The sequence below is a fragment of the Microbacterium lacus genome, from assembly GCF_039531105.1.
Lineage (GTDB): Bacteria > Actinomycetota > Actinomycetes > Actinomycetales > Microbacteriaceae > Microbacterium > Microbacterium lacus.
On the sequence record NZ_BAAAPK010000001.1, the window covers coordinates 1,522,260 to 1,546,238 of the forward strand.

The 23,979-nt window shown below is 69.9% G+C and carries 27 protein-coding genes and 1 tRNA gene; 21 read left to right on the top strand and 7 right to left on the bottom strand.

Annotated elements, in window-relative coordinates:
• Positions 1-44 precede the first annotated feature (44 nt).
• Genes ABD197_RS07115 through der form a run of 7 tightly spaced genes read left to right on the top strand, consistent with a single transcriptional unit; the run spans position 45 to position 6,430 of the window.
• Entirely contained in the window at positions 45-878 is an 834-nt protein-coding gene (locus tag ABD197_RS07115) for a ParA family protein (RefSeq protein ID WP_344055813.1), read from the top strand.
• Positions 862-1,695 carry a segregation and condensation protein A gene (locus ABD197_RS07120; protein ID WP_344053010.1) on the top strand — a complete coding sequence of 278 codons (834 nt, stop codon included), beginning with the start codon at positions 862-864 and terminating at the stop codon, positions 1,693-1,695. Before ABD197_RS07115 ends, ABD197_RS07120 begins: the two co-directional genes overlap by 17 nt.
• Positions 1,685-2,272, top strand: coding sequence for an SMC-Scp complex subunit ScpB (scpB, locus tag ABD197_RS07125; RefSeq protein ID WP_344053012.1), 588 nt, complete (start codon positions 1,685-1,687; stop codon positions 2,270-2,272). The genes ABD197_RS07120 and scpB overlap by 11 nt, the downstream gene beginning before the upstream one ends.
• Positions 2,269-3,060: a pseudouridine synthase gene (locus ABD197_RS07130; RefSeq protein ID WP_344053014.1), complete on the top strand. Its 792-nt coding sequence runs from the start codon at positions 2,269-2,271 to the stop codon at positions 3,058-3,060. Before scpB ends, ABD197_RS07130 begins: the two co-directional genes overlap by 4 nt.
• 32 nt (positions 3,061-3,092) lie before the next feature.
• The gene (locus ABD197_RS07135) at positions 3,093-4,220 is read left to right on the top strand and encodes a prephenate dehydrogenase (protein WP_344053016.1); all 1,128 of its coding nucleotides are present in this window, start codon (positions 3,093-3,095) and stop codon (positions 4,218-4,220) included.
• Positions 4,213-4,917 (top strand): (d)CMP kinase, encoded by a 705-nt coding sequence (cmk, locus tag ABD197_RS07140; protein WP_344053018.1) that lies wholly within the window; start codon positions 4,213-4,215, stop codon positions 4,915-4,917. The genes ABD197_RS07135 and cmk overlap by 8 nt, the downstream gene beginning before the upstream one ends.
• The gene (gene der / locus ABD197_RS07145; RefSeq protein ID WP_344053020.1) at positions 4,907-6,430 is read left to right on the top strand and encodes a ribosome biogenesis GTPase Der; all 1,524 of its coding nucleotides are present in this window, start codon (positions 4,907-4,909) and stop codon (positions 6,428-6,430) included. The genes cmk and der overlap by 11 nt, the downstream gene beginning before the upstream one ends.
• Positions 6,431-6,463: 33 nt before the next feature.
• Here the strand turns inward: der and ABD197_RS07150 are convergent, their stop codons facing one another.
• Positions 6,464-6,892: a GNAT family N-acetyltransferase gene (locus tag ABD197_RS07150; RefSeq protein ID WP_344053022.1), complete on the bottom strand. Its 429-nt coding sequence runs from the start codon at positions 6,890-6,892 to the stop codon at positions 6,464-6,466.
• Positions 6,893-6,984: 92 nt separating this feature from the next.
• Here ABD197_RS07150 and ABD197_RS07155 point away from each other — a divergent pair, with 92 nt between their 5' ends.
• The gene (locus ABD197_RS07155) at positions 6,985-7,887 is read left to right on the top strand and encodes an NUDIX domain-containing protein (RefSeq protein WP_344053024.1); all 903 of its coding nucleotides are present in this window, start codon (positions 6,985-6,987) and stop codon (positions 7,885-7,887) included.
• A 9-nt stretch (positions 7,888-7,896) separates the two neighbouring features.
• Here the strand turns inward: ABD197_RS07155 and ABD197_RS07160 are convergent, their stop codons facing one another.
• Both ABD197_RS07160 and ABD197_RS07165 read right to left on the bottom strand, forming a co-directional pair.
• Positions 7,897-8,283, bottom strand: a complete 387-nt coding sequence (locus ABD197_RS07160; protein WP_344053027.1) for an RNA-binding S4 domain-containing protein — start codon at positions 8,281-8,283, stop codon at positions 7,897-7,899.
• 162 nt (positions 8,284-8,445) lie between these two features.
• A complete protein-coding gene (locus ABD197_RS07165; protein WP_344053030.1) occupies positions 8,446-9,033 on the bottom strand; it encodes a GNAT family N-acetyltransferase in 588 nt (195 codons plus the stop codon).
• 206 nt (positions 9,034-9,239) lie between these two features.
• Between ABD197_RS07165 and ABD197_RS07170 the strand changes: the two genes are divergently transcribed.
• Complete coding sequence (locus ABD197_RS07170; protein WP_344053032.1) at positions 9,240-9,842, top strand: HD domain-containing protein; 603 nt, start codon at positions 9,240-9,242, stop codon at positions 9,840-9,842.
• 43 nt (positions 9,843-9,885) lie between these two features.
• On the opposite strand, the gene ABD197_RS07175 is transcribed toward ABD197_RS07170, so the two are convergent.
• The 3 genes from ABD197_RS07175 to ABD197_RS07185 form a co-directional block, all read right to left on the bottom strand.
• Positions 9,886-9,962, bottom strand: a tRNA-Pro gene (locus ABD197_RS07175).
• A gap of 131 nt (positions 9,963-10,093) precedes the next feature.
• The gene (locus ABD197_RS07180; RefSeq protein WP_344053034.1) at positions 10,094-10,876 is read right to left on the bottom strand and encodes an SDR family oxidoreductase; all 783 of its coding nucleotides are present in this window, start codon (positions 10,874-10,876) and stop codon (positions 10,094-10,096) included.
• Between the two features lie 89 nt (positions 10,877-10,965).
• Positions 10,966-12,246, bottom strand: coding sequence for a type I glutamate--ammonia ligase (locus ABD197_RS07185; RefSeq protein ID WP_344053036.1), 1,281 nt, complete (start codon positions 12,244-12,246; stop codon positions 10,966-10,968).
• Between the two features lie 135 nt (positions 12,247-12,381).
• Between ABD197_RS07185 and ABD197_RS07190 the strand changes: the two genes are divergently transcribed.
• Positions 12,382-13,374 carry an aldo/keto reductase gene (locus ABD197_RS07190; protein WP_344053038.1) on the top strand — a complete coding sequence of 331 codons (993 nt, stop codon included), beginning with the start codon at positions 12,382-12,384 and terminating at the stop codon, positions 13,372-13,374.
• Between the two features lie 126 nt (positions 13,375-13,500).
• Positions 13,501-13,974 carry a hypothetical protein gene (locus tag ABD197_RS07195; protein WP_344053040.1) on the top strand — a complete coding sequence of 158 codons (474 nt, stop codon included), beginning with the start codon at positions 13,501-13,503 and terminating at the stop codon, positions 13,972-13,974.
• Positions 13,975-14,036: 62 nt separating this feature from the next.
• Here ABD197_RS07195 and ABD197_RS07200 read toward each other — a convergent pair whose 3' ends face one another.
• Positions 14,037-15,923, bottom strand: a complete 1,887-nt coding sequence (locus tag ABD197_RS07200) for a glycosyl hydrolase family 28-related protein (protein ID WP_344053042.1) — start codon at positions 15,921-15,923, stop codon at positions 14,037-14,039.
• A gap of 155 nt (positions 15,924-16,078) precedes the next feature.
• On the opposite strand from ABD197_RS07200, the gene ABD197_RS07205 reads away from it, so the two are divergent.
• The 10 genes from ABD197_RS07205 (at position 16,079) to ABD197_RS07250 (ending at position 23,976) form a co-directional block, all read left to right on the top strand.
• A complete protein-coding gene (locus ABD197_RS07205; RefSeq protein WP_344053044.1) occupies positions 16,079-16,501 on the top strand; it encodes an SRPBCC family protein in 423 nt (140 codons plus the stop codon).
• 93 nt (positions 16,502-16,594) lie between these two features.
• On the top strand, positions 16,595-17,323 hold the full coding sequence (locus tag ABD197_RS07210; protein ID WP_344053046.1) for a hypothetical protein: 729 nt from the start codon (positions 16,595-16,597) through the stop codon (positions 17,321-17,323).
• Between the two features lie 520 nt (positions 17,324-17,843).
• Complete coding sequence (locus tag ABD197_RS07215; RefSeq protein ID WP_344053047.1) at positions 17,844-18,218, top strand: type IV pilin protein; 375 nt, start codon at positions 17,844-17,846, stop codon at positions 18,216-18,218.
• Between the two features lie 64 nt (positions 18,219-18,282).
• Positions 18,283-18,663, top strand: coding sequence for a type IV pilus modification PilV family protein (locus tag ABD197_RS07220; protein WP_344053049.1), 381 nt, complete (start codon positions 18,283-18,285; stop codon positions 18,661-18,663).
• The gene (locus ABD197_RS07225) at positions 18,660-19,184 is read left to right on the top strand and encodes a PilW family protein (RefSeq protein WP_344053050.1); all 525 of its coding nucleotides are present in this window, start codon (positions 18,660-18,662) and stop codon (positions 19,182-19,184) included. The genes ABD197_RS07220 and ABD197_RS07225 overlap by 4 nt, the downstream gene beginning before the upstream one ends.
• Complete coding sequence (locus ABD197_RS07230) at positions 19,175-20,770, top strand: bactofilin family protein (RefSeq protein ID WP_344053051.1); 1,596 nt, start codon at positions 19,175-19,177, stop codon at positions 20,768-20,770. Before ABD197_RS07225 ends, ABD197_RS07230 begins: the two co-directional genes overlap by 10 nt.
• 3 nt (positions 20,771-20,773) lie before the next feature.
• Positions 20,774-21,607: a prepilin peptidase gene (locus ABD197_RS07235; protein WP_344053053.1), complete on the top strand. Its 834-nt coding sequence runs from the start codon at positions 20,774-20,776 to the stop codon at positions 21,605-21,607.
• A gap of 13 nt (positions 21,608-21,620) precedes the next feature.
• Positions 21,621-22,634, top strand: a complete 1,014-nt coding sequence (gene pilM / locus ABD197_RS07240; protein WP_344053055.1) for a type IV pilus biogenesis protein PilM — start codon at positions 21,621-21,623, stop codon at positions 22,632-22,634.
• The gene (locus ABD197_RS07245) at positions 22,634-23,284 is read left to right on the top strand and encodes a hypothetical protein (protein WP_344053057.1); all 651 of its coding nucleotides are present in this window, start codon (positions 22,634-22,636) and stop codon (positions 23,282-23,284) included. Before pilM ends, ABD197_RS07245 begins: the two co-directional genes overlap by 1 nt.
• Complete coding sequence (locus tag ABD197_RS07250) at positions 23,284-23,976, top strand: hypothetical protein (protein ID WP_344053058.1); 693 nt, start codon at positions 23,284-23,286, stop codon at positions 23,974-23,976. The genes ABD197_RS07245 and ABD197_RS07250 overlap by 1 nt, the downstream gene beginning before the upstream one ends.
• The last annotated feature ends 3 nt before the right edge of the window (positions 23,977-23,979 follow it).

Genomic DNA, 23,979 nt, shown 5'->3' on the forward strand with positions numbered 1-23,979 from the left:
AGGGTTCGGCGAAGAAGCCGAAGGCGGGCGAGGGCGATGTGCCCATGGGCCCGACCGGTCGTCCCTACCAGGGGTTCCCCACGCCGCCCAAGCTCGACGGGCACGGGCCGGCACGCATCATCTCGCTCTGCAACCAGAAGGGCGGTGTGGGCAAGACCACCACGACGATCAACCTGGCGGCCTCGCTCGCGCAGTACGGTCGCAAAGTCCTCGCGGTGGATTTCGACCCGCAGGGCGCGCTGTCCGCCGGGCTCGGCATCCAGACCCACGACGTGCCGACGATCTACGACCTGCTGCTGGACACGAAGCGCGACCCGAAGGAAGTGATCGTCCACACCTCCGTCGAGGGCCTGGACATCCTCCCCGCGAACATCGACCTGTCCGCGGCCGAAGTGCACCTCGTGAACGAGGTCGCCCGCGAGACGATCCTCGCCCGGGTGCTCCGCAAGGTCTCGGCCGAGTACGACGTCATCCTGATCGACTGCCAGCCCTCGCTCGGGCTGCTGACCGTGAACGCCCTCACGGCGAGTCACGGTGTGCTGATCCCGCTCGAGTGCGAGTTCTTCGCGCTGCGCGGCGTCGCGCTGCTCATCGAGACCATCGACAAGGTGCGCGACCGGCTGAACCCCTCGATCGAGCTGGACGGCGTGCTCGCGACGATGTACGACCCGCGGACGCTGCACTCGCGAGAAGTCCTGGAACGCGTCGTCGAGGCCTTCGGCGACGACGTGCTGGAGACCGTGATCGGGCGCACCGTGAAGTTCCCCGACGCGTCGGTGTCGGGTATGCCGATCACCGAGTTCGCGCCGGAGCACGCGGCGGCACAGGCATATCTGCGGCTGGCGCGGGAGCTGGTCGCGCGTGGTGCCGTCGCCTGAGGACGCCGCCGCGCCCGAGGACGCCCCCACCGACGGCGAGGGATTCCGCGTCTCGCTCGGGGTCTTCGACGGACCCTTCGACCTCCTGCTGACGCTGCTGTCCAAGCACGAGCTCGACATCACCGAGGTCGCCCTGAGCCGCGTGACGGCGGAGTTCATCTCCTACCTGCGCGAACTGGATGCCGATGAGGAGCTCGAGCAGGCATCCGAGTTCCTGGTGGTCGCGGCGACGCTTCTGGACATGAAGGTCGCGGGCCTGCTGCCGCAGGGCGAACTGGTCGACGCGGAGTCCGTCGCGCTCCTCGAGGCCCGCGACCTCCTGTTCGCGCGGCTCCTGCAGTACCGGGCCTTCAAGGAGGTCTCGACGTGGTTCGCCGCGCGGCTCCGCGCCGAGGACGGGCGGCACACGCGCGCGGTCCGACTCGACGAGAAGTACCGCGCCGCGGTGCCGGAACTCGTGTGGACCCTCAGCCTCGAGGACTTCGCGGCGCTCGCGATCCTCGCGATGACCCCGAAGGAGATCCCGCACGTCGGCCTGGACCACCTGCACGCGCCGCTCGTCAGCATCCGCGAGCAGGCCGCGATCGTGGTGACGCTGCTGCGGGATGCCGGATCCCTGAGCTTCCGTGAGCTCGTCGCCGGGGCCACGGCGCCCGGCGTCGTCGTCGCGCGCTTCCTGTCCGTGCTCGAGCTGTACCGGCACGCCGCACTGTCGTTCGAGCAGCTGGAGCCGCTCGGCGAACTCACCCTCCGCTGGACCGCCGAGCGGTGGTCCGATGAGAACCTCGCCAGCCTGGGAGCCGATTATGACCGATGAGAACCCGCCCGTCCCTCCTCCCGCGGACGTCGCGCGCAGGCTCGAGGCGATCCTGCTGATCGTCGAGGAGCCGCAGAGCCTGGTGGCGCTCGCGACGGCGGTCGGAGCACCGGTGCCCGCCGTCCGTCAGGCCGTCGAGGCGCTCGTGGCCGATTACGACGGCCTCGCCGGCGGTCCGCGCCGCGGATTCGAGCTGCGCGAGGTCGGCGGCGGATGGCGACTGTACGTGCGCGCCGAGCACGACGAGCTGGTGAGCGAATTCGTGAACACGCAGGCACCGTCCCGGCTGTCGCAGGCGGCTCTGGAGACCCTCGCGGTCATCGCCTACAAGCAGCCGGTCACGCGCGGGCAGGTCGCCTCGATCCGCGCGGTCAACGTCGACTCGGTCGTCCGCACCCTCCTCGCCCGCGGCCTGATCGCCGAGGCGTTCACGGATGCCGAGACCGGTGCGATCCACTACGCCACGACGGACGCTCTGCTCATCAACCTCGGGATCAACTCGCTCGACGAGCTCCCGCACATCTCGCCGCTCCTGGACGGCGGCGCCGACGGATTCGAGGACGTGCTGCGCGCATGAACGACGACGAACGCCCGACGGACGGCATCCGTCTGCAGAAAGTGCTCGCGAACGCGGGCGTCGCCTCGCGGCGGGTGGCGGAGAACCTCATCGTCGAAGGTCGGGTGCGCGTCAACGGCCAGGTCGTGACCGAGCTCGGCTCGCGTGTCGACCCGGAAGTCGACGAGGTCGATGTGGACGGCACGGCGATCCAGCTCGATGCCACGAAGCGCTACGTCGTGCTGAACAAGCCCCGTGGCGTGGTCAGCTCGATGAAGGACGAACGCGGGCGCCGCGACCTGCGTGAGTTCACGCGCGACTTCCAGGAGCGGCTGTACAACGTCGGGCGATTGGATGCCGACACGAGCGGTCTGCTCGTGCTCACCAACGACGGGGAGCTCGCCCATGTGCTCGCCCACCCCTCGTTCGGTGTCACGAAGGTGTACGTCGCGAAGGTCGAAGGCAAGGTCACCGCGCAGACGATCGCGCGCCTCACCAAAGGGATCGATCTGGAGGACGGCGCGATCGCGGCGGACAAGGCGCGGCTGCTCTCCAGCTCCGCCGAGGGCGGCGGGTCGCTCATCGAGCTCACCCTGCACTCCGGGCGCAACCGGATCGTCCGGCGGATGATGGCGGCGGTCGGCCACCCGGTCGTCGAACTCGTGCGCCGCCAGTTCGGGCCGCTGCACCTGGGAACCCTCCCAGTGGGTCGCGTCCGCGAGTTGACTAAAGTGGAGCGGGGTGCTCTGCTGACACTCGCGCGCAGCGCGACCGCGGACACCGCCACCCCGCCTCCCGCGAGCCCGTAGCGCCGCGCCGGCGCACACCACCAGGAGAGCCAGTGAGCGAAGAATCGGCCGTGCCCGCGCATGCCGCGCTCGCTGCGCGCACCCGCGGGACGGTGCGCATCGTCGGGGCAGGCCTCCTGGGGTCGAGCATCGGACACGCGCTCAGGGCGCGTGGCGTCGATGTCGCCCTCGACGACACCTCCCCGTCGCAGCTGCGGCTCGCGATCGACTACGGCGCCGGGCGCACACCGCGCGAGGAGGACGATCCGTCGCTGATCGTCGTGGCCGTGCCGCCGGACGTGACCGCGGACGTGATCCAGCGGGAGCTCGCCCGCTTCCCCTCGGCCGTCGTCACGGATGTCGCGAGTGTGAAGCTCGAGCCGCTGCGGACGCTGCGCGCGCGCGGCGTCGACCTCGCGAAGTACATCGGCTCGCACCCGCTCGCCGGTCGCGAGCGCGGGGGAGCCATCTCGGCCCGCGCCGACATCTTCGTCGGCCGGCCCTGGGTGGTCTGCCGGGACGGGGAGACCTCGGCCGCCGATCTCGCGCTGGTCGAGGGCCTCGCGCTCGACGTCGGCGCCATGCCGCTGGAGATGACACCCGAAGACCACGACCGCGCCGTCGCCCTCGTCTCGCACGTTCCGCAGCTCGTCGCGAGCCTCCTCGCCGGGCGCTTCGTCGAGGCCCCGGACGGGTCGTTGAGCCTCGCCGGCCAGGGCGTGCGCGACACGACGCGCATCGCGGCGTCCGCCCCTGAGCTGTGGGTGCAGATTCTGGGCGCGAACGCCGCTCCGGTCGTCGACGTGCTCGACGCCCTCGCCGCCGATCTGAGCGCGGTCGCCGCCGCGTTGCGCGAACCGGAAGCCCCCGGGTCCCGTCGGGCCGTCGCGGACACGATCCGTCGAGGCAACGACGGCGTGGAGCGGCTCCCCGGCAAGCACGGGCAGAACCGCCGCTTCGAGCAGGTCGTGGTGATGGTCGACGACACCCCCGGTCAGCTCGGACGACTGTTCGGCGAGCTCGGCGACCTCGAGGTGAACGTCGAGGACCTCCGCCTCGAGCACTCGCCGGGCGCTCAGTTCGGTCTGGCCGAGATCAGCGTCGTCCCGAGCGCCGTGCGCCGCGCGGTCGACGGCCTCCAGTCCCGCGGCTGGAAGATTGCGAGCACCACGAATGACTGAACCGACCACGCCCGTCCTGGTGGCCGTCGACGGCCCCGCAGGCAGCGGAAAGTCGAGCGTCTCCAAGCAGGTGGCCCGTCGCCTCGGCTTCGGCTACCTCGACACCGGAGCGGCCTATCGCGCCCTCGCCTGGCACGTCCTCGCGCACGACGCGGACACGTCGGACGCGGCATCCGTCCTCGACGTGCTCGGCGACTTCGACTTCTCGATCTCGCTGGACCCCGATCAGTACTGGGTGCGCGTCGGGGACACGGACGTCACCGACGCGATCCGCGAACCGCGGGTGACGGATGCCGTGAGCGGCGTCGCGCGCGTTCCGGCGGTCCGCCACGCCGCCACGACGCTGTTCCGCTCGCTCGTCGCGGCAGCCGACCGGCCCGGCGTCGTCGTGGAAGGACGCGACATCACCACGGTGGTCGCGCCGGACGCGCCGGTGCGCGTCCTCCTGACAGCGGCTCCCGACATCCGCGCCGCCCGCCGCAGCGCCGAGCTCTCCGGGCATGACGCCGGCGCCGTCGCCGACGCCCTGCACCGTCGGGACGCGGCCGATTCCTCCGTCGTGGACTTCCTCACCGCCGCACCGGGCGTCCAGGTCGTCGACTCGTCGGATCTCGATTTCACACAGACCGTGGATGCCGTCCTCGACGTCATCGCCGCGGCCCTCCCTCCACAGACAGGAAGCCATGATGGGCGCTGACGACGAATACGAAGGCGGCGACGACAACATCGCCGAGGCCCTCGCCGATCTCGACGAGGACCTTGCCGACGCGCGCGCGGAAGCGCTGCGCGCGAGCCTGTCCGACTACGAGCTCGACGACGACGACGCCGAGCTGCTGTCGGGCGTCACGCTCGGCGAGCATGGTGTGGAGTACTCCCCGGCGCTGCCGGTCGTGGCGATCGTCGGTCGCCCGAACGTCGGGAAGTCGGCGCTGGTCAACCGCATCCTGGGGCGCCGCGAAGCTGTCGTCGAGGACACCCCCGGTGTCACGCGCGACCGGGTGACGTACAAGGCCGAGTGGATGGACCGCCGCTTCACGGTCGTCGACACCGGCGGCTGGGAGCCGGACGCACGAGGCATCGATGCTTCCGTCGCGGCTCAGGCCGAGATCGCGATCGACCTGTGCGATGTCGTGCTGTTCGTGGTCGACGCGATGGTCGGCGCGACCTCGACCGACGAGCACGTCGTCAGGCTGCTGCGCAAGAGCGGCAAGCCCGTCTTCCTCGTCGCGAACAAGATCGACGACGCCCGGCAGGAGCCCGAGGCCGCCGTGCTCTGGGGGATGGGTCTCGGTGAGCCGTACCCCGTCTCCGCGATCCACGGTCGCGGTGTGGCGGATCTCCTCGACGAGGTCATGAAGGTTCTGCCTACGGTCTCCGCGGTGGCGAAGCAGGAGATCGGCGGACCGCGCCGCGTCGCGATCCTCGGCCGCCCGAACGTGGGCAAGTCCTCGCTGCTGAACAAGGCCGCGGGGGAGGAGCGGGTCGTCGTGAACGATCTCGCCGGCACCACGCGCGACCCGGTCGACGAGATCGTCGACCTCGGCGGGCGCCTCTGGCGGTTCGTCGACACCGCCGGCATCCGTCGGCGAGTCCACCTGCAGCAGGGCGCCGACTTCTACGCGTCGCTGCGGACCTCCGCCGCCCTGGAGAAAGCCGAAGTGGCCGTCGTCGTGCTCGATGTCAGCGAGTCGATCAGCGAGCAGGACGTGCGCATCATCGATCTCGTGCTCGAGTCCGGCCGCGCCCTCGTTCTCGCGTTCAACAAGTGGGACCGCTTGAACGACGACGATCTCGAGAACGCCGATCGCCGCCGCTACCTCGAACGCGAGATCGAGCAGGACCTCGCGCACGTGTCTTGGGCGCCGCGCGTGAACATCTCCGCGCGCACCGGCCGGCACCTCGACAAGCTCGTGCCGGCGCTCGAGACCGCACTGGACTCGTGGGACACCCGCATCCCGACCGGCAAGTTCAACGCATTCCTCGCCGAGCTCGTCGCGGAGCACCCGCATCCGCTCCGCGGCGGCAAGCAGCCGCGCATCCTGTTCGGCACGCAGGCCTCGACGCGTCCGCCGACGTTCGTGCTGTTCACGACCGGATTCCTCGACCCGGGCTACCGCCGGTTCATCCAGCGGCGCCTCCGCGAGATCTGGGGCTTCGAAGGCACGCCGATCGTGGTGAACATGCGGGTGCGCGAGAAGCGCCAGCGCTGAGTCCTCCGGGTGCGCGCGGTGGCGCCCCTGCGGTCAGGCGATCGCCGGGAGGGCCGGCGGGCGGACCATCGCGGTGGCGTCCGGCACGGCGAAGCCGAACTGCTCGTACAGTCCGTGCGCGTCGGCGGTGAACAGGACCCAGCGGAACCCGGCCCCCGGCCCGTCATCGATCATCGCGCGCATCAGCCGCTTGCCGATGCCCTGGCCCCGATGATCCGCGACGACGAACACGTCGGCGAGATAGGCGAAGGCGACGCCGTCGGATGCCGCCCGCGCGAATCCGACCAGCTCGTCCGTCCCCGCCCGGTAGGCGCCCACCACGCGCCACGCGGCGTCGAGCTGTGCGTCGACATCGGCGCGCGCACGCCAGCGCGCCCAGTAGGCCTCGGTCGACAGCCACTCCCAGACCGTGTCGCGCGGGATCCGGCGCGGGTCGTCGTCGATCTCGTATCCGTCGTGCATCCCAGCATTCTCATGCAGGCCGTGTTTCCTCGTGTGGCCGCGGAGCGGGCCGATCGGCATCCCGTGGCATGCGGGTGTGCGAGGGTGGACGCGTGAGCATCCTTCCCCCCGCGCCCGGTGAGCCGCGTCGGCCGAGCGGACCGCGGGATCCGGGGGACGCCTGGGTCGTCGCGCCCACGGGCGAGCGATACTGGGGGGTCTTCGGCGCGGCGGGGCTCATGGCGGTGGATGCCGAGCGCGGCGTGCTGCTGCAGCACCGCGTGACCTGGTCGCACTTCGGCGACACGTGGGCACTGCCCGGCGGGGCGCGGCACGAGGGGGAGTCGGCGTGCGACGGCGCGCTGCGGGAGGCGGCCGAGGAGGCAGGCGTCCCCGACGCGGCCGTGCGGCCTCGGCTGCTGAGCGTGCTCGATCTCGGCTACTGGTCGTACACGACGGTCGTGGGCGATGTGATCCGGCCGTTCGAGCCGACCATCAGCGACCCCGAGAGTCATGAGCTCGCATGGGTTTCCGCATCCGAAGTCATCGATCGTCCCCTGCATCCGGCGTTCGCGGAGTCGTGGGTGCGCCTGCAGAGCCTGCTCGCGGTCCGTCCGGCGATCGTGGTGGACGCCGCGAACGTCGTGGGTGCCGTGCCCGACGGCTGGTGGCGCGACCGTGCCGCAGCGACCGACCGGCTTCTCGACCGGATCGGGCGCCTCGCGGACGACGGGGTGGACGCGGCTCTCCTGAGTCTCCCCGAGTCCCGGTGGTACCCCGAGTGGACAGTCGTCGTCGAGGGTGAGGCGCGCGCCGCCGCGACGGCACCGGACGACGTCCGGATCGCGCGCGCGGCGGCATCCGGCGACGACGCGATCGTCGCCGAGGCCGAGCGGCTCGTATCCACCGGGCGCACCGTGATCGTCGTGACGAGCGACCGCGAGCTGGCCGGCCGTGTCGAGGCGGCCGGGGCCACGACACGCGGGGCGGGGTGGCTGCTCGACCAGTTCGACTGAGCCCGTCGCCTATCGGTCGGGCTCGAGGCCGTCGCGGCCGCGGAGCCGGTCGATGTCGCGCCGCTCGCGCTTCGTCGGCCGCCCGGCGCCCCGGTCGCGGATCGGGACGAACGCGCGCTCCTCGCGCGGCGGCGGCGGGGGAGTCCTGTCTTCGACGGCCGCCGCGGCGAGCGGAGCCCCGACTCGCTTGGAGATGGGCTCCTTCACCACGAGGATCCGGTCGAACCCCGCGATCCGCACCCTCAGTTCGTCGCCCGGCCTGACCGGTTGCGCGGCCTTCGCCCGCTCGCCGCCGATCCGCACGTGACCGGCCCGACATGCCGCGGTCGCCGCCGAGCGGGTCTTGTAGACGCGTACGGCCCAGAGCCACGCGTCCACCCGCGCCGAGGAGCTCATGCCGGCACCACCCGGGCGCGGGGGCTCGGCATCCGATTCATGGCTCTCTCCTCACCCTGACCGACGGCACCATCATCGTCGCACGGCGGATGCCTCCGCCCGCATCGGCCTGCGCCACAAGATCGGCGCGTCACCGGGGAGTTCCGCCCGGGGCGCCGCTCGTCAGGCGGTGAGGTCGAGCATCACGATCGCGCGGTCGGGTCGCGGGCGCGCGACCTCGCGGAATCCGGCGGCGAGGAACGTGGACAGCACCCCGTGGTAGAGCTCGTTCGCCGAGGCGTGCGCGACGGCGGTGTCGACGGGATAGGCCTCGACGACGCGCGCGCCGTGGTCACGCGCGAACGCGACCGCGGCGTCGATCAGCCGGGCGTTCAGCCCGATGCCGCGGTGCTCACGCCGTACGACGAAGCAGGAGATCGCCCAGACGTCCGGGTCATCCAGCGGCAGCTCGGTGTTCGCGGCGAGAGCGCGCGTGCGCGCGATGCGCACCTGGTGCACGCGGGGTCCCACCCGCACCCAGCCGGCCGCTTCGCCGCTGACCGAGGCGATGAGCGCGGGCGGGACCGACGCCACGGCCAGTTCGTTCCGCAGCAGGTCGGTGCGCTCGGCGGTTTCCAGCCGCTGGAACTGCGCGTTGGGCATCATCCACCATTGGCACTGGCAGGACCTGCCGTCTCCACCGCCGGTGAGCGCGTGCTCGGCGTCCTCGAAGCGGTCGGCGGTCGCGGGGGAGATGACGATCTCAGCCATGGGTCGACCGTAGCCCCGGCACCGGACAGGCCGCTGCTCATAACTCCTGCATCTTCGCCGCGCTGCCGTCGATGGTGCGCGGAATCACGCCGTGGGCGTGTCACGCGGTTTCGTTTTGCGGGAGTTGTGAACACGTTGGCCGGAAACCGGCGCGGTGTGTCCGCTGCGCGCACGTCGTGCGACCCGTGTGCAGGGGACGATGGGGTGTGCAGATCGCCGACTTCCCCGTTCCCGATACCCTGGCCGCGCGCGGCGCGCTCGAGATCGCCCGCAGCTACCAGTCGCCGGCCCTCACCGCGCATGCGCTCCGGTCCTGGCTCTGGGCGGAGGGATTCGCGCGGATCGACGGCATCTCCGGCATCGACCACGAACTGCTGTACGTCTCTGCCGTGCTGCACGACATCGGCACGGTCCCGGAGTTCGACAACCACACGATCTCGTACGAGCACGCGGGCGGACATGTCGCGGTCGCGCTCACGGCGGGTGCGGGCTGGCCGGCGCCGCGCCGCCGCCGCGCGCTCGAGGTGATCGTCCGGCACAACTGGCCGAGCGTCGATCCGACGATGGATGCCGAGGGCCACCTGCTCGAGATCGCCACGGGTCTGGACATCTCGGGTTCGCGGCCCGAGGTACTGCCCGAGGAGTTCCGGCGCGAGGTTCTGCGCGCGCATCCGCGCGGCACCCTCGCGGCCGAGTTCGGTGCGTGCGTGATCGACCAGGCGGCCCGCAAGCCCGACACGGCGGCGCGGCGGCTGGTCGACGCCGGGATCATCGGCAAGCTCGCCGCCAACCCGCTGGAGAGCTTCTGAACCCGCGAAAAAGGGCCGGCCTCACGGCCGACCCTTTTCGATGTGGTCGGGATGACAGGATTTGAACCTGCGACCCCTTGACCCCCAGTCAAGTGCGCTACCAAGCTGCGCCACATCCCGATGTCCGCGAGCGGACAACTCCCCTATCCTAGCCGGTCGGCGGAGCCCCCGCGAACGAGCACATCCACGCTCACCGGTCCACACGAAGACGCGAGACCGCGGTCCCCCCAGACCGCGGCCTCGCGGACCTGTCACCAGGTCGAATCGCCCCGGATGACCGCATCCGACCCGCCGTCGATGAAGATCACCTGCCCGCACAGGTGGGCGTTCTCCTTGCTCGCGAGCCACCCGAGGAGGTAGGCCACGTCGCGAGGTTCGAAGATGCCGTTCAGCGGCATCGGGACCATCTGCAGGATCGCCTCGCGGGCTTCCGCGGTGTCGGTGAACGCTTTGGTCATCGGGGTCACGACGACTCCCGGAGCGACGGCGTTGAGCGGGATCCCTGCGCCGGCCCATTCGGGGGAGGCCGCGTGGCGGCGGATCCATCGGGCGAGCGCGCGCTTGGTCGTGCCGTAGATCAGGTTCGCCGTGTCACCGCCGGCGGCTTCGAGCTCCGCGCCCCGCGCCAGAGCGCCCGGTTCGTCGCCGGCGAGCAGCAACTCGAGCAGAGCCTCATCCGGCGGGTAGAGCGACGCCATGGACGCCGTCGCGACGGCGCGTGGCGCGGGCGAACCGCCCAGAAGCGGCCGGAGACCTTCGAGCGTGGCCACGGCGCCGAAGTAGTTGACGGCGACCGTCGCAGCGGTGGGTGTCGCGAGCCCGGCGTTCGCGATCACCGCGTCGATCGTCCCCCGGCTCATGTCGGACACGGCGGCGACCATGGACTCCCGTCCGGCGGCGGTCGACAGGTCCGCATCGATGTCCGTACCGTGCAGGTCCACGCCGATCACCTTGTGACCCCGCTCGACGAGCAGGTCGGCCGTCGCCTTTCCGATGCCGCTGGCGGCGCCGGTGATGACGTATGTGCGGGACATGGGAACCTCTTCCTGACGGCCTCAGGTGCGCCGTCGCCTTCAGTGTCTCCGTCTCGCGTCGGCCGTGCGTAGGCCGAAAGACCCACGGGTCACCCGTGTGGTGTCCGCACCGCCAGGTACAGGTCGATCAGCGCGTCTCCGAGCGCCGCCCGCAGGACGACGGACCGGTCGAGCTCCGCCAGCGCTTCGGTGAGGCTCGACGGCAGGGGGTGGATGCCGCCGGTGGCGCGTTCGCTCTCGGACAGGCGTGTCGGGCTGATCAGGACCGGTGCGGGCGGAACGGCTCCACGGGCGATGCCGTTCTCGGCCGCCGCCAGGAGGGCAGCCACGGCGTAGTAGGGGTTGGCGGACGCGTCCCCCGGCTTGATCTCGATGTTGGCGCCGCGAGCCGAACCGCCGGCGGTCGATGCGACGTAGCGGACGGCCGCTTCGCGGTTGCCCGGCCCCCAGCAGACCGTGGCGCCCGACCAACGGCCGGGCCGGAGACGCTCGTAGCTCGGCAGGCTCCCCGCGAGGAGCGCCGTCAGCGCGGGAAACTCCGCCAGGATCCCGGCGATCGCCGCCATGCCGTCGGGTCCGGGGGCGTCATCGGAATCCGGGCTGAAGAGCGGCACGCCGTCGCGGGCGAGCGAGAGGTGGATGTGCATCCCGTTCGACGCCGCGCCCACGCGGGGGATCGGCGAGAAGTCCGCCCGCAGTCCGTGCCGAAGCGCGACGCGGTCGATCACCAGCCGCGCCAGCACGTCGTCGTCGCAGGCGTCCAGAGGGTCGCGGGCATCGAGGGCGACCTCGAACTGGCCGTGTCCGTGCTCCGCGTGGAGCTGCAGTGCGGGGACGCCGGCCGCGTCGAACTCGGTCAGCAGCTCGGTCGCGAACGCTTCGTTCTGCAGGATCGGATGCTGGCCGTAAGCGGGTCCGGTGTGTGCCGGTGACGGATCGACCGCCTCGCCGCCGTCGAGGGTGAACTCGATCTCGAAGCCGATCCGCGCGCTCAGTCCCCGCTCGGCGAGGCGCGTCTGCTGGCGGCGCACGGCGTGCCGACCGCATCCCGCGAACGGCGTGCCGTCGATCTCGCGGACGTCCGCGGGCGTCCAGGCCGGACCGCGCTCGCCGAGTCGTGCGATGCGCTCGGCATCCGGGGCTAGCAGGAGATCGCCGATCACCGCATCCCGGCCGAGCGCATCGACCGGATCATCGGTCGGCGTGAAGAGGGCGACGCTGCTGATCGACGCGTGCACCCCCGTCCGCAGCACGGAATCCACCCGTGCCCGGGGGATCAGCCGCGAGCGTTCGCGCCCGGCGGCGTCGACGGACGTGATCAGAAGCGGCCCGTCGACGCCGACCGGCCGGTCGTCCGTGCTGCCGCTCATGATCCGCTCCTCGGATGCCGATGATGGGACATCATCGCGGTTGCCGGCTCCGTCGTCCACTCGCGCGCGCCGCGTCGTCACCGCGTGTAATGCTGGAAAGCGATGCCCGAACCGGGCACGCGAAGGAGGATCCCCATGCAGCAGCGCCCCCTCGGACGCACCGGCCGATCGATCTCCGAGATCGGCCTGGGTACCTGGCAGCTCGGGGCTGACTGGGGTGCGGTCAGCGAGGAGGACGCGCTCGCCGTGCTGGCGGCATCCGCTGAACGCGGCGTGACCCTCTTCGACACCGCCGACGTCTACGGCGACGGGCGCAGTGAGTCGCTCATCGGGCGGTTCCTCGCGGGGCGCGCGGATCACGGCATCACGGTCGCCACGAAGATGGGCCGCCGCCTGCCGCAGGAACCGGAGAACTACACGCCCGAGAACTTCCGCGCATGGACCGACCGCTCGCGCGCGAACCTCGGCGTCGACATCCTGGACCTCGTGCAGTTGCACTGCCCGCCGACGGCGGTGATCGAGGACGACGCGACGTACGAGGCTCTCGACGCGCTCGTCGACGCGGGCACGATCGCCGCGTACGGCGTCTCGGTCGAGACCTGCGAGCAGGCGCTCGCGGCGATCGCGCGGCCGAACGTCACGAACGTGCAGATCATCTTCAGCCCCTTCCGCCTGAAGCCGCTGGACGATGTGCTGCCTGCGGCCGCGGCGAACGGTGTCGCGGTCTTCGCGCGGGTGCCGCTGGCGTCGGGGGTGCTGTCGGGGAAGTACACGACTGAGACGTCGTTCGCCGACAACGACCACCGGTCGTACAACCGGCACGGCGAAGCGTTCGACCGCGGGGAGACCTTCTCAGGTGTCGATTTCGAGGTGGGTCTCGCCGCAGCCGCGGAACTGGCGGCCGCGCTGCCCGAAGGCGTGTCCCTGCCGGCGGCGACGCTCGCGTGGATCGCGGCGCAGTCCGGCGTCACTAGCGTCATCCCGGGCGCCCGCAACGTGGGGCAGGCGCAGTCGAATGCGGATGCCGCCGACGCCGTCTCCGCCGGGTTCGATGTCGACGCGTTCGACGCGGTGGTCCGTGAGGTCTACGACCGTCGCCTTCGGGAGGCCATCCACCCGCTCTGGTGAGTCTCGGTTCCCTCAGAAATGGGGGGTGTGTTACTGCAGTGAACTTCTGCTACATATGTTACTGAGTCGCGCCCCCGTGCGGCCGAGAGTGCCCCCGCCCACCCCGACTGCGAAAAGGTCCCCACCATGCGCGCACGCACGAAAAGATTCACCGTCCTCGGATCCGTCCTCGGCCTGGCCCTCGCGGCCGGCGTCGTGGTCGCACCCGCCGCCGCCCCGCCCGCATCCGCGGCCGTCGGGTGCTCGTACTTCAACGGTCTCAAGGTGACCGCGAACTACGTCTCGATCAACGACATCGCCCTGAAGGCCGGCGAGTCGATCACCGCGAAGGCGTCGCCGGCGACCACGGGTGACAAGATCATCCTCTCCGGCAGCTCCGGTCTGAGTATCGTCTTCAACGAAGCCGACGCCGCGACCGGCATCACCTTCACCGCCGGCACGTCGTCCAGCTACAACCTCGGCTGGTCCTTCGAGGCCGCAGGCACCCGTCCGTCGAGCTTGACCTACTCGTTCACGTCGAAGTGTTCGACGACGACGGTCTCGCCCTCGCCGACCCCGACGCCGACCGCCACCACGAAGCCCGGAAAGGGCAGGAAGTAACGACCCCTCATACACGGATGCCCCGGCTCGAGAGCCGGGGCATCCGTGTGCGAGGGCACCGCCTACGGTGTCGGGTAGTCGACGACGTAGGCCGGGATGCCGGTCCTGCTGTTGTCGACCTGATCTCCGATGCCGTTCACGACGTGCTGGATCGTGCCGGCCGCGAGGTTTACCGTCATGATGTGGTGCAGCTGCACGCCCGGTGTCTGCGGAGCCTCGAACCCGTTCGCCGTCACGATCGACGGGTCGTTCTGGTTGAACACGTAGACGCCGGCACCGTCGAGGCGGTGCGTGGTGACCTTGTCGCCGATCTTGTAGCCGGGGTAGCCGAGCGTGCCGTTCGGCTGGGTCCAGTCGGCTTGGCTGGGCGGGTCGTACGGCAGCTCGTTCTGGTACAGGATTACGCGCCCGTTCTGGCCGTTCCACACGGTGTTGTACGTCTGGAAGTGCTCGACGAACAGGCCGGTCGCGGTGACGTTCGCGCCGTTCACCACGACGCCGGTCGTGCCGATGTTCGTGTTCCATCGGTCGGTGTCGCCGTTCACGCCGTTCGTGAAGCCCTCGATGCCGTGGTCTGCGCGCCAGACCCAGATGTGATCGATCAGCATGTTGTCGGCGTTGACCTCGAGCGCGGTGGTCACTTTGCCGATGTGAGGCCCGCCGACGCGGAAGTACACGTCGCTCAGGGTGATCGGGTCGGCCGGGTCGAGCTTCTTCCCGCCCTTCGCGCTGCCGATCCGCATGAGGGCCGGGGAGAGGGTCTCGCCCGCGTCGACCGTGATCCCTGCGATGACGACGCCGGCGGCATCCTTCACCTCGACGGGAACCGCACCGCGCGCGGACGTGAGCGTCGCGTGGCCCATGCCGAGGATCACCGTCCTCGCACGCTTGACCTCGATCGTGCGATCGATGTCGTAGACGCCGGGGGTGAAGATGAGGTGCTGGCCGCGTGCCAGGGCGTTGTTGATGTCCTTCACCGAGTCGTCCGGGGTCGCGATGAAGAACTCCGTGATCGGGATGCTGCGTCCTGCGGTCTCCGCCGCGGCCCACGAGGTTCCGCTCGTCGCCGTCTGCGCAGCCGGCACCCGGACGTTGTAGCGCCCGCTGTCATCGACGTACAGATAGGGCTTCTCGCGGCTCACCGGCGTCTGGTCGATCGTCGTGTAGGGCGGGTTCGGGAACCCGGCGTCGTCCGGAGCGCCCTGTACGCCGGAGAAGACCTGGTTCCACACGCCGTTGCTCCAGCCGGCCACGGCGCTGTTGCGGGTGAGCCACTGCTGCTGCGAGCCGCTGATCACGAACGGCAGGTTCGAATCGGCGATGTACCCGCCGCTGGCGTACTGCGGACCTGCGGTGCAGTAGTCCATGAGCGACAGGTTCGCTCCGCCGATCTCGACCCGGCGCATCGAGACCGCCTGCGAGACGGCCCAGAAGTTGGCGCTCTGCCGGCATCCGTCCTGGCCCGCCTTGTTCACCTGAATCGACAGGTTCGACAGGGTGCGCCAGAAGTTGTTCAACGCGATGCAGTTGGTCGTCCCGCCGTCGCCGAGGCACCGGTTGTACACCTCGATCGCACCGTTGACGGTGACATCGCCGGGGGCGGCGCCGAGTCCGGCCACCTCGGTGTAGTAGCCGACCTCGAACTGCAACGGCTGCGCGGCAGTTCCGTACTCACCCGGCAGGAAGTAGACGGCGTGCCGCGCGGAGCCCATCTCGTTGTCGCGCTGCTGGTCGGCCAGCGCGTCCATCGTGGACTGGATCTCCGTCAGCGGAGCGTCCGGGCCGAAGATCTGCACGTTCGGACCGAAATCGGGGTTGACCGGGTCGACCGGGCGCGGCGGCGCCGCGTGGGCCGGCGCGGCGAGAAGTGCGCCGCCGACGAGCGCGAGCCCGGTGACGACGGCCGCCGCGCGACGAACGCGTGAGGGTGGGGGAGCGAGTGGGGACACGCGGATTTCCTCTCCGTTGAGGGTGGCGCGGCGGGGGTGCGGCGCCGGCGCGGTGGGGACCGTGCTGGTCTGACTGTAGACCCGCGTGAGAGCGGTTCCAAGGGCCATCTCCGGAGAGCTTCAGGTCTGTCGGTCGCCCTCGTTACGGTGTGGACATGACCGAGTTGACGCAGGACGTGCGGGTGGCGGCATCCGTCGAGCAGGTGTGGGCGGATCTGACAACTGCGGACGTCGCCGCGTGGTTCTGGCCCCCTCGGCTCGAGGCGACCGCCGTGGTCGAGCTCGAGCCGGACGGCCGGTGGGAGGTGCGCTCGGAGGTCGCCGACATGGCCGTGGAGGGTGTGATCCGAGCAGTGGACCCGATGCGGTTGCTCGACATCGATTGGCGGTGGGCGGGCGAACGCCCCGTGACCCAGGTCGGGGTCCGCCTGTCGTCCGTCTCCTCCGTCGCAGGGCAGGTGACGCAGGTGTCGGTGACGCACCGCGGATTCGCGAGCCCGGAGGAGCGCGACGCGCACGTGCAGGGGTGGACGGACTGCCTCCAGCGGCTCGTCGCGCGTCACGAACCGACGCCGTGACCCGACGCCGGCGGCGCAACCGGTAAGTTTGGCGGGAGCCGGCACAGCTCCTGGGGAGGACGTGCCGCCGTAGGACGTCTCTTGGGGGAGATGATGACCGACCGCACGCCGTCAGCGGCGCCCACGCACCGCACACGCGCCGAGCACCGCGCTGCCGAAGCCACCGCGATCGCGCCACCCGAGCAGCCGCTGACGCGAGCGCAGCTGCGGGAGCGCGCGCGGTCGGCGACGGGTGACTCGTCCGGGCTGGTGGCCGAACCCGTGCCCGTGCCCGAGCCGCAGTCCATGCCTGTGGCCGAGTCCGTGCCCGCGTCGATGCCGGCGTTCGACGCGAAGCAGGCTCCCGAGGCACAGTCGCAATCGAAGCACGTGACCGAGGGCGACCGGCGAGAACTGTCGCTGGACCAGGTCATCGGAAGCGGCATCCGGTTCGACGACCGACCGCTGCCGCCGGTCGTCCACGTCCCACAGCCGACGCCGTTCGTGCGTGTGCCGCGGGTGTCCTATGTGCCGGTCGCGGCGGCGAACGGGCCGGCCACGACCTCGCTCGTCGTCGCCGGCCTCGCCTTGATCGGCGGGCTGATCGCAAACCTGCTGCTTCGATCGGACCCTGTCCTCGCGGGTCTGGTCAACCTCGCGATCGTGGCGCTGCTGATCGCAGCGTTCCTTCTTGCGGCAGTCGGGATGACCTTGGCCGTGCAACGCCCGACCCGCAAGCTGATCCCGGTGATCGCCCTCGTCGTGGCTGTGCTGGCGCTCGCCGGCGTCGTCGCGCTGGTGGCCGCCCGCCTGATCTCTCTCGGAGCCCTGCTCGCCACGTAGCCAGGGTTTCTGCGCCCCTCCCGCCGAGATGGTGTCTTTCCCGTCGAGGTGGTTGTTCTTCCGCCGAGGTGGTTGTTCTTCGCCCGAGATGGTGGGACGTTCTCGGGCGAACATGCACCATCTCGCGGGAAGATGCACCATCTCGGCGGAGAGGCGGGGCTGGTTGGCCGGATGGGATGGGGGAAAATCGGGGGGAAATCGGTGCGTTCATTGTCGGATCGCTGTGCGACTCCTGCGGGAACGCTGAGCCGAATTGCGTTGACACGGCATGAGAGAGATCTCATGATCAGTGGTGGGAGAAGATCCACGTAAGCGGTGGATCCCGCAGGCACCTTTTGGGGAGGTGACCGGGGATCCGACGTGAACGACTCGATCCAGGTCTGGGGATGCTGGAGAGGGACTATCGGCGTGCGTCTGCTCCTGCTCTGGGGAATAGGGACGCCTCGGCGTCCAACCGGTCTGGGGCCGGTCGGTCAGAGGTGACCCGTAAAAACAATCATCAATGGGGAGTGGCACGCTCATGCGTACTTTCAAGAACTATCTCGAGGCCGAAAAGGCCAAGCGCGAAGAGAACGGCGAGGGCGGCTTCTCGCTCATCGAGCTCATCGTCGTCGTCGTGATCCTCGGCATCCTGGCCGCGATCGCAATCCCGATCTTCCTGAACATCCAGAAGCAGGCCGACGAAAATGCTCTGAAGGCAATCGCGGCAAATGGCGCCACTCAGGTCGCTGCATCCGTGGCACAGACATCGGGCCAGGCGCCTACGGCCGTCGACGTGACCAACCTTGAGACGGGCGGCGTCACGCTCGCCGTGGCAGGAACCTCTCTCGATGACATTTGTGTGACGGCATCGAAGACTGGCGTCACCGCTCAGAAGTCTGGTCCGGGCTGTTGATCGCGACGCTGGAGATTCGCTCTTGTAGCGAGTCTCCAGCGTCCTCAGGACCGGGGAGGCTCAAATGCGTTCGAGTACGCATTCAGACGCTGGCTTCAGCATCGTCGAGGTCATCATCGCGATGTTCCTCCTGGCGATCATCGCGGTCGCTCTCCTGCCGGCGCTGTTCAACGGCATCCAGTACTCGAGCCAGCAGTCATCCGTCGCGACGGCGACGCGGCAGCTGAACTCCCTCGTCGAACAGGCCCGCCAAGCACCGTCGTGCGCGGCGCTCACCAGCGCCGCGGCGACCCAGACCTTCACCGACGGCGTGGGCCGCACGCTCACGAGTTCGGGGACGGTCGGCACGTGCGCGACGAAGAAGGCGGTGTCCCTCAAGCTCACCGCCGTCGACGGCTCGGGCACGACGCTCGCCAGCACGTCCGCGCTGATCTACATCCCATGAACGAGAACCGCAAAGCCGATGACGACGGACTGTCGCTCATCGAGCTCATCGTCTACTTCCTGATCGCCAGCATCGTGGTCCTCGCGACCGCGGCGATCCTGGTCAATTCGTGGACGACCCAACGGAATGTGACGAACGTGACCGAAGCGACGAACCGCGGACAGGTGATCACCTCCGCCGTCGAGCGCGCGATGCGCAACGCGATCGCGTTCGACGTCTCGGCCGACGGTTCGACACTCATCGTCCACACCTCGCTCGGATCGGGCCTGGAGTGCCAGGGCTTCTCGCTCGCCACGGGCGAGTCGCGCATGACGGCGCGCTCCACCGCCCTCGGCGCCTCCTCGACGTGGCCCGTGTGGCAGCCCGGCATCGCCCAACGCGGCTCGACGCCGTTCTTCGCCGAGACGGGCGCGACCGTGAAATACACCTTCGACATCACGACCACCGCGGCGCCCGTGCGCTTCGGCGGTCAGGCGGCGGCGCGGTCCGCCGCGACGGGAGTGAGCGCGCCATGCTGGTGATCCGCCGACTTCTCACACCGCGCAAGGACGACGACGCCGGTGCGGTTCTGGTCACCGTCCTCGTCGTCATGCTCGTGGGTTTCATCGTCGCGAGCGTGGTCGCGGCATCCGTCCTCTTCACCGTCCAGTCCAACTCTGGCAACCGCAGCCGCACGCAGGCCTTCATCGCCGCCGAGTCCGGCCGCGATGCCGCGGTGGCGGGCATCGTCGGAGGGTGCGCGGCGACGACCTACGCGGGCAGCGACCCGCAGTACGCGGCGACCGTCTACGTCACGACCGGCAACCAGCCCACCTCGGCGACCGACGCCGGTGTCGCGCAGGGGTGCCCCTCGGCATCCACGCGGTTCATCGTCATCCGCTCGACCGGCACCGGCCCCGACGGCTCGACCAGCACGATCGATGCCGTCTACCCGTGGGTCGTCAGCTATTCGCAGCAGCCCGGCGGCGTCGTCACCTACTTCTCGGGCGGCTTCACCGCCGGCGTCTCGCACTACACCGGTGACCTGGTGCTGCGCACCGGCAACTGGAACTGCACGCAGGGTGCGCTTCTCACCGGGGACCTGTACGTCCTCAACGGCACCGTGAACTTCAGCAACAACTGCCGCGTCGAGGGCGACATCTGGGCCGACGGCAATGTGACGAGCAACAGCCAGGCGATCTCGGTGACCGGGTCGATCACGACGAACGGCCTTGTCAGCCTGAGCTCGAACGGCGGAGCCACGGTCGGCAAGGACATCAACGCCAAGGGCAATATCGATCTGAGCAACCAGGGGAGCTCGACCGCGACCGTCGGCGGCAATGTGACGAGCAAGAACACGATCACCAAGGGCTCGAACTGGACGGTCACGGGTACTCAGACGCCGAACGGTCCCGATCCGGTCTTCGACCCGACGCTCGCCTGGCTGAAGGCCGCCACCCAGTGGATCGACTTCACCTCGAGCACGAACTGGGGCACGAAGTACAGCGCGACCTCGGTCTGCAATCTCGTGAAGAACAACCCGAACCCGACGATCAAGAGCCTGCTCGAGACCTCCGGGGCGCCGCTCGTGCTCGACTTCTCGTCCTGCACCGGCAACGGCAACAGCTCGTTCGCGGTCAACGTCGCGCTCTCGAACGTCACGCTCGCTCGGGATGCCGTCATCATCGCCGGCTCGACCGCGTCGATGAGCGTGAACCTCACCGGCACGATCAATCCCGCGAGCGGCACGACCAAGCAGCTGCTGTTCATCCACAACGACGCCAGCACCAACTACGCGAACGGCGAGCCGGTGCCAAACTGCGGCAATGGCAACCAGAAGGACACGTTCAACGTGGGCGGCACGGTGAGCGCCGACGTGAAAGTGATGATGTACTCGCCGTGCGGTCTGACCGGCACGCTCACCTCGAGCTTCAGCGGGCAGCTCTACACGAACGACAGCACGAACCTGCACTCGTCGGGCAACATCACGACAACCTACACGTGCGCCGCGATGGCGTGGACGCCGGCGTTCAACCAGCTGGGCTGCAAGATCAAGGGACAGGGCGGCGTGCAGACCGGCACGCAGACCCAGAGCCTCGGCACCCTCGCGTATCAGACGGAGCGTTAGGGAATGACGTCGCTGACCCCGCTCCTCGTCGTCTGCGCGGGCCTCCTGGGCCTCGCGATCGGCTCTTTCCTCAACGTCGTCGCCTACCGCGTGCCCGCGGGGATCCCGCTCACGCGCGAGAGTCGCTGCCCGAAGTGCGACACCGCGATCGCCGCGCGCCACAACGTGCCGGTGATCGGCTGGCTCGCCCTGCGCGGAAAGTGCGCGCACTGCGGTGCGCCGATCTCGACGCGGTATCCCCTCGTCGAGGCCTTCACCGGCGTCGCGTTCGCCGCAGTGGCATGGTTCTTCCTCGCGGCCTTCCCCGACACGCCGTGGGCGCGGATGCCGATCGCCCTGGCCCTGGTCGTGATCGCGTACCTGTACTTCGCCGCGATCAGCATCGTGCTGACGCTCATCGACCTGGACACCCACCGCCTCCCGAACGCGATCGTGCTGCCGAGCTACCCGATCGCGATCGTGCTGCTGACCCTGGCGGCGCTGTTCAGCGCGGACTGGCCCGCGCTGCTGCGTGCCGGCATCGGCATGGCGATCCTGTACGCGTTCTACTTCCTGCTGCGGCTCATCCGGCCCGGCGGCATGGGCGGTGGCGACGTCAAGCTCGCCGGGATCGTCGGGCTCTTCCTCGGCTGGATCGGCTGGGGCGCGCTCGCGGTCGGCGCGTTCTTCGCGTTCGTCTACGGGGGCGTCTTCGGAATCGCGCTGATGATCGCCCGTCGCGCCCGTCGCAAGACCGCGATCCCGTTCGGTCCCTGGATGATCCTCGGCGCGTGGACCGGAGTGTTCGCCGGCGAAAGCATCGGCAGCGCATATCTCAGCCTCTACACGGGCAGTTAGGAAGGTCGTCGACATGGCGAAGACAGTCGTCGGACTGGAAGTGACCGAAGAGAGTGTGCGTGCCGCCGAGGTCACCGTCGGTCGCGCGCCGCAGCTGGTCGGCTACGGCGAGGTGCCGTTGCCGATCGACGCGGCCAAGGACTCCGAAGTCGTCGACGCGGGAGCCGTCGCCGTCGCACTGCGACAGCTGTGGACCGGCGCCCGCTTCAAGGCGAAAGAAGTCACTCTGGGCGTGGCCAGTCGTCGGATCCTCGTGCGCGAATACACGACGCAGGCCATGCGCCCGGATCTCCTCCGCGATGCCCTGCCGTACCAGGTGCAGGACCTCCTCCCGGTTCCCGCGAGCCAGGCGGTCCTCGACTTCTTCCCGCTGTCGCAACAGGGCGACCAGATCAGCGGACTGCTCGTCGCCGCCGTGTCCGAGTCGATCGAGCACATCATCACGACCCTCGACCGCGTGAAGCTGCGCACCCGCCACGTCGACCTCACCGCGTTCGGTCTCGCCCGCGCGTCGGCCGCGCTCGCCGCCCCGGAGGAGACGATCGCCTTCGTCTATGTCGGCGATCACACCACGCAGGTGGTCGTGGCACAGGGAGGTGTCCCGCACTTCGTGCGCATCCTCCCGATCGACATGCCCACCGCCGCGGTCCTGCGCAAATCCGGCCTGCCCGAGCTGCCGGTCGTCGAGCCCGTCGCCGAGACCGTGCCCGCCGGTGCGATCCGGCCCCGCGGCGCCCTGCGCCCGGGCGGCACCGGACCGGCGATATCCGACCTCGCCGGGCGCGTGCGCAGCACTCTCGCCTTCTTCGGAAGCCGGCCGGGCACCGCGCCGCTGACCTCGGTGCTCGTCGCGGGCGCCGGCATCGCCGCCGACGGCGCGCTGTCGGCGCTCACCAGCGCCCTGGACATCCCGGTCCGCGTCGTGAACGTCGGCGATGTCGTCACGCTCAAGTCCGAGTTGCCGCCGGGGGAGCTCTCGCTGAACCTCGTCAGCACCGTCGGACTCGCACTCGGAGAGGGACGCTGATGGCCCGCACCGCCGTACCCGCCTACGCGGGCATGCCCCGCCTGAACCTCATGCCCCGGGTCGAAGTCGCCCGCCGCGAACGGGAGAGTCTCACCCGTCGCTGGGTCTGGGCCGCTCTCGGCGCGATCGTCGTCACCCTGCTGATCATCGCGGCGGCATTCGCTCTGAAGTTCCTCGCCGATCAGCGCCTCGTCGCCGAACAGGCCCGCACGAACGACCTCCTCGTGCAGCTGTCCGCCCTGTCGGAAGTGAGCCAGGCGCTCGCCACCGAGCAGGAGCTCACGCAGTACCGCTCGGAGGCGATGGCCGCGGACTTCGCCTGGGCGCCGGTCATCTCGAAGGTCACCGGCATCCTTCCCGCCGAAGTGACACTGACGGGCTTCGACCTCACGAGCGGCGGGGCGCCGCAGGGCGACGAGCCGGAGTCGGAGGAGGGCCTGGTGGGCACATTCGCGTTCGACAGCCCGAATCCGATCGACATCGTCGCGGCCGTGCGGTCGTTGCGCGGAGTGGACGGCGTCCTCTACGCCGACGGTCAAGCCGTCACCGCCAGCACGGTGATCGAGGGGCACTACGCCTATGAGCTGACCGTCACGTTCGACCAGACCATCTATTCGAACGCGTACGCGAGCGAAGAGGGGACCGGCTGATGCCCAAGCAGCTCATCACGATCATCGGCCTCGTCGTCTCGCTCGGCATCATCGCGCTCGGTGTCGTCCTCGTAGCGGTGCCGATGCTGCTGTCGTCGTTCGTCGTCGACGGGCAGACCGCGTCGGTCGCGGCTTCGAACTCGGTGTACCAGTCTCAAGTGGACGGGCTGAAGGAGCAGGAGGCGCGTCAGGACGAGATCGACGCGTCCGTGGCCTCCCTGCGGGGGCAGATCCCTGCGACCGCGAAGCTCGACGACGTCTTCGAGGTGGTCGCGAACGCCGCGGCGGCATCCGGCGTCACGATCACGAGCGTGACCGCGGGTGACGCGTCCGCGTTCGCGGTTCGCACCGGAGCAACGGACCCCGCCGACGGGGCAGACACGGGCGCAGCCGACGCCGCCGCAGCACCCACCGAGACCGCCGACCCCGCGGCGACCCCGGCCGCGACGGATGCCGCGTCCGACGGCACGGCCGAGGCGGGTACGACGACGGATGCCGCGCCCGCCGGCCGGCAGCAGGTCGATTTCAGCATCCAGGTGCGGGCGTCCGACATGAATCAGGTGACCGCGTTCCTCGACGCTCTGCGGTCGGGGACGAGGCTCTTCAGCAGCATCACGGCGCTGTCGACGACGTCCGGGGACGGGATCGAAGTGCAGGTGGACGGGTTGACGTTCGTGGACGCGGAGGGCTGAGTC

Excerpts from the sequence above, each read along its gene's own strand:
- ABD197_RS07115 (WP_344055813.1), top strand. The coding sequence starts at position 45 with ATGGGCCCGACCGGTCGTCCCTACCAGGGGTTCCCCACGCCGCCCAAG.
- scpB (WP_344053012.1), top strand. The coding sequence starts at position 1,685 with ATGACCGATGAGAACCCGCCCGTCCCTCCTCCCGCGGACGTCGCGCGC.
- ABD197_RS07130 (WP_344053014.1), top strand. The coding sequence starts at position 2,269 with ATGAACGACGACGAACGCCCGACGGACGGCATCCGTCTGCAGAAAGTG.
- cmk (WP_344053018.1), top strand. The coding sequence starts at position 4,213 with ATGACTGAACCGACCACGCCCGTCCTGGTGGCCGTCGACGGCCCCGCA.
- der (WP_344053020.1), top strand. The coding sequence starts at position 4,907 with ATGGGCGCTGACGACGAATACGAAGGCGGCGACGACAACATCGCCGAG.
- ABD197_RS07150 (WP_344053022.1), bottom strand. The coding sequence starts at position 6,892 with ATGCACGACGGATACGAGATCGACGACGACCCGCGCCGGATCCCGCGC.
- ABD197_RS07160 (WP_344053027.1), bottom strand. The coding sequence starts at position 8,283 with ATGAGCTCCTCGGCGCGGGTGGACGCGTGGCTCTGGGCCGTACGCGTC.
- ABD197_RS07165 (WP_344053030.1), bottom strand. The coding sequence starts at position 9,033 with ATGGCTGAGATCGTCATCTCCCCCGCGACCGCCGACCGCTTCGAGGAC.
- ABD197_RS07180 (WP_344053034.1), bottom strand. The coding sequence starts at position 10,876 with ATGTCCCGCACATACGTCATCACCGGCGCCGCCAGCGGCATCGGAAAG.
- ABD197_RS07185 (WP_344053036.1), bottom strand. The coding sequence starts at position 12,246 with ATGAGCGGCAGCACGGACGACCGGCCGGTCGGCGTCGACGGGCCGCTT.
- ABD197_RS07190 (WP_344053038.1), top strand. The coding sequence starts at position 12,382 with ATGCAGCAGCGCCCCCTCGGACGCACCGGCCGATCGATCTCCGAGATC.
- ABD197_RS07195 (WP_344053040.1), top strand. The coding sequence starts at position 13,501 with ATGCGCGCACGCACGAAAAGATTCACCGTCCTCGGATCCGTCCTCGGC.
- ABD197_RS07205 (WP_344053044.1), top strand. The coding sequence starts at position 16,079 with ATGACCGAGTTGACGCAGGACGTGCGGGTGGCGGCATCCGTCGAGCAG.
- ABD197_RS07210 (WP_344053046.1), top strand. The coding sequence starts at position 16,595 with ATGACCGACCGCACGCCGTCAGCGGCGCCCACGCACCGCACACGCGCC.
- ABD197_RS07215 (WP_344053047.1), top strand. The coding sequence starts at position 17,844 with ATGCGTACTTTCAAGAACTATCTCGAGGCCGAAAAGGCCAAGCGCGAA.
- ABD197_RS07220 (WP_344053049.1), top strand. The coding sequence starts at position 18,283 with ATGCGTTCGAGTACGCATTCAGACGCTGGCTTCAGCATCGTCGAGGTC.
- ABD197_RS07225 (WP_344053050.1), top strand. The coding sequence starts at position 18,660 with ATGAACGAGAACCGCAAAGCCGATGACGACGGACTGTCGCTCATCGAG.
- ABD197_RS07230 (WP_344053051.1), top strand. The coding sequence starts at position 19,175 with ATGCTGGTGATCCGCCGACTTCTCACACCGCGCAAGGACGACGACGCC.
- ABD197_RS07235 (WP_344053053.1), top strand. The coding sequence starts at position 20,774 with ATGACGTCGCTGACCCCGCTCCTCGTCGTCTGCGCGGGCCTCCTGGGC.
- pilM (WP_344053055.1), top strand. The coding sequence starts at position 21,621 with ATGGCGAAGACAGTCGTCGGACTGGAAGTGACCGAAGAGAGTGTGCGT.
- ABD197_RS07245 (WP_344053057.1), top strand. The coding sequence starts at position 22,634 with ATGGCCCGCACCGCCGTACCCGCCTACGCGGGCATGCCCCGCCTGAAC.
- ABD197_RS07250 (WP_344053058.1), top strand. The coding sequence starts at position 23,284 with ATGCCCAAGCAGCTCATCACGATCATCGGCCTCGTCGTCTCGCTCGGC.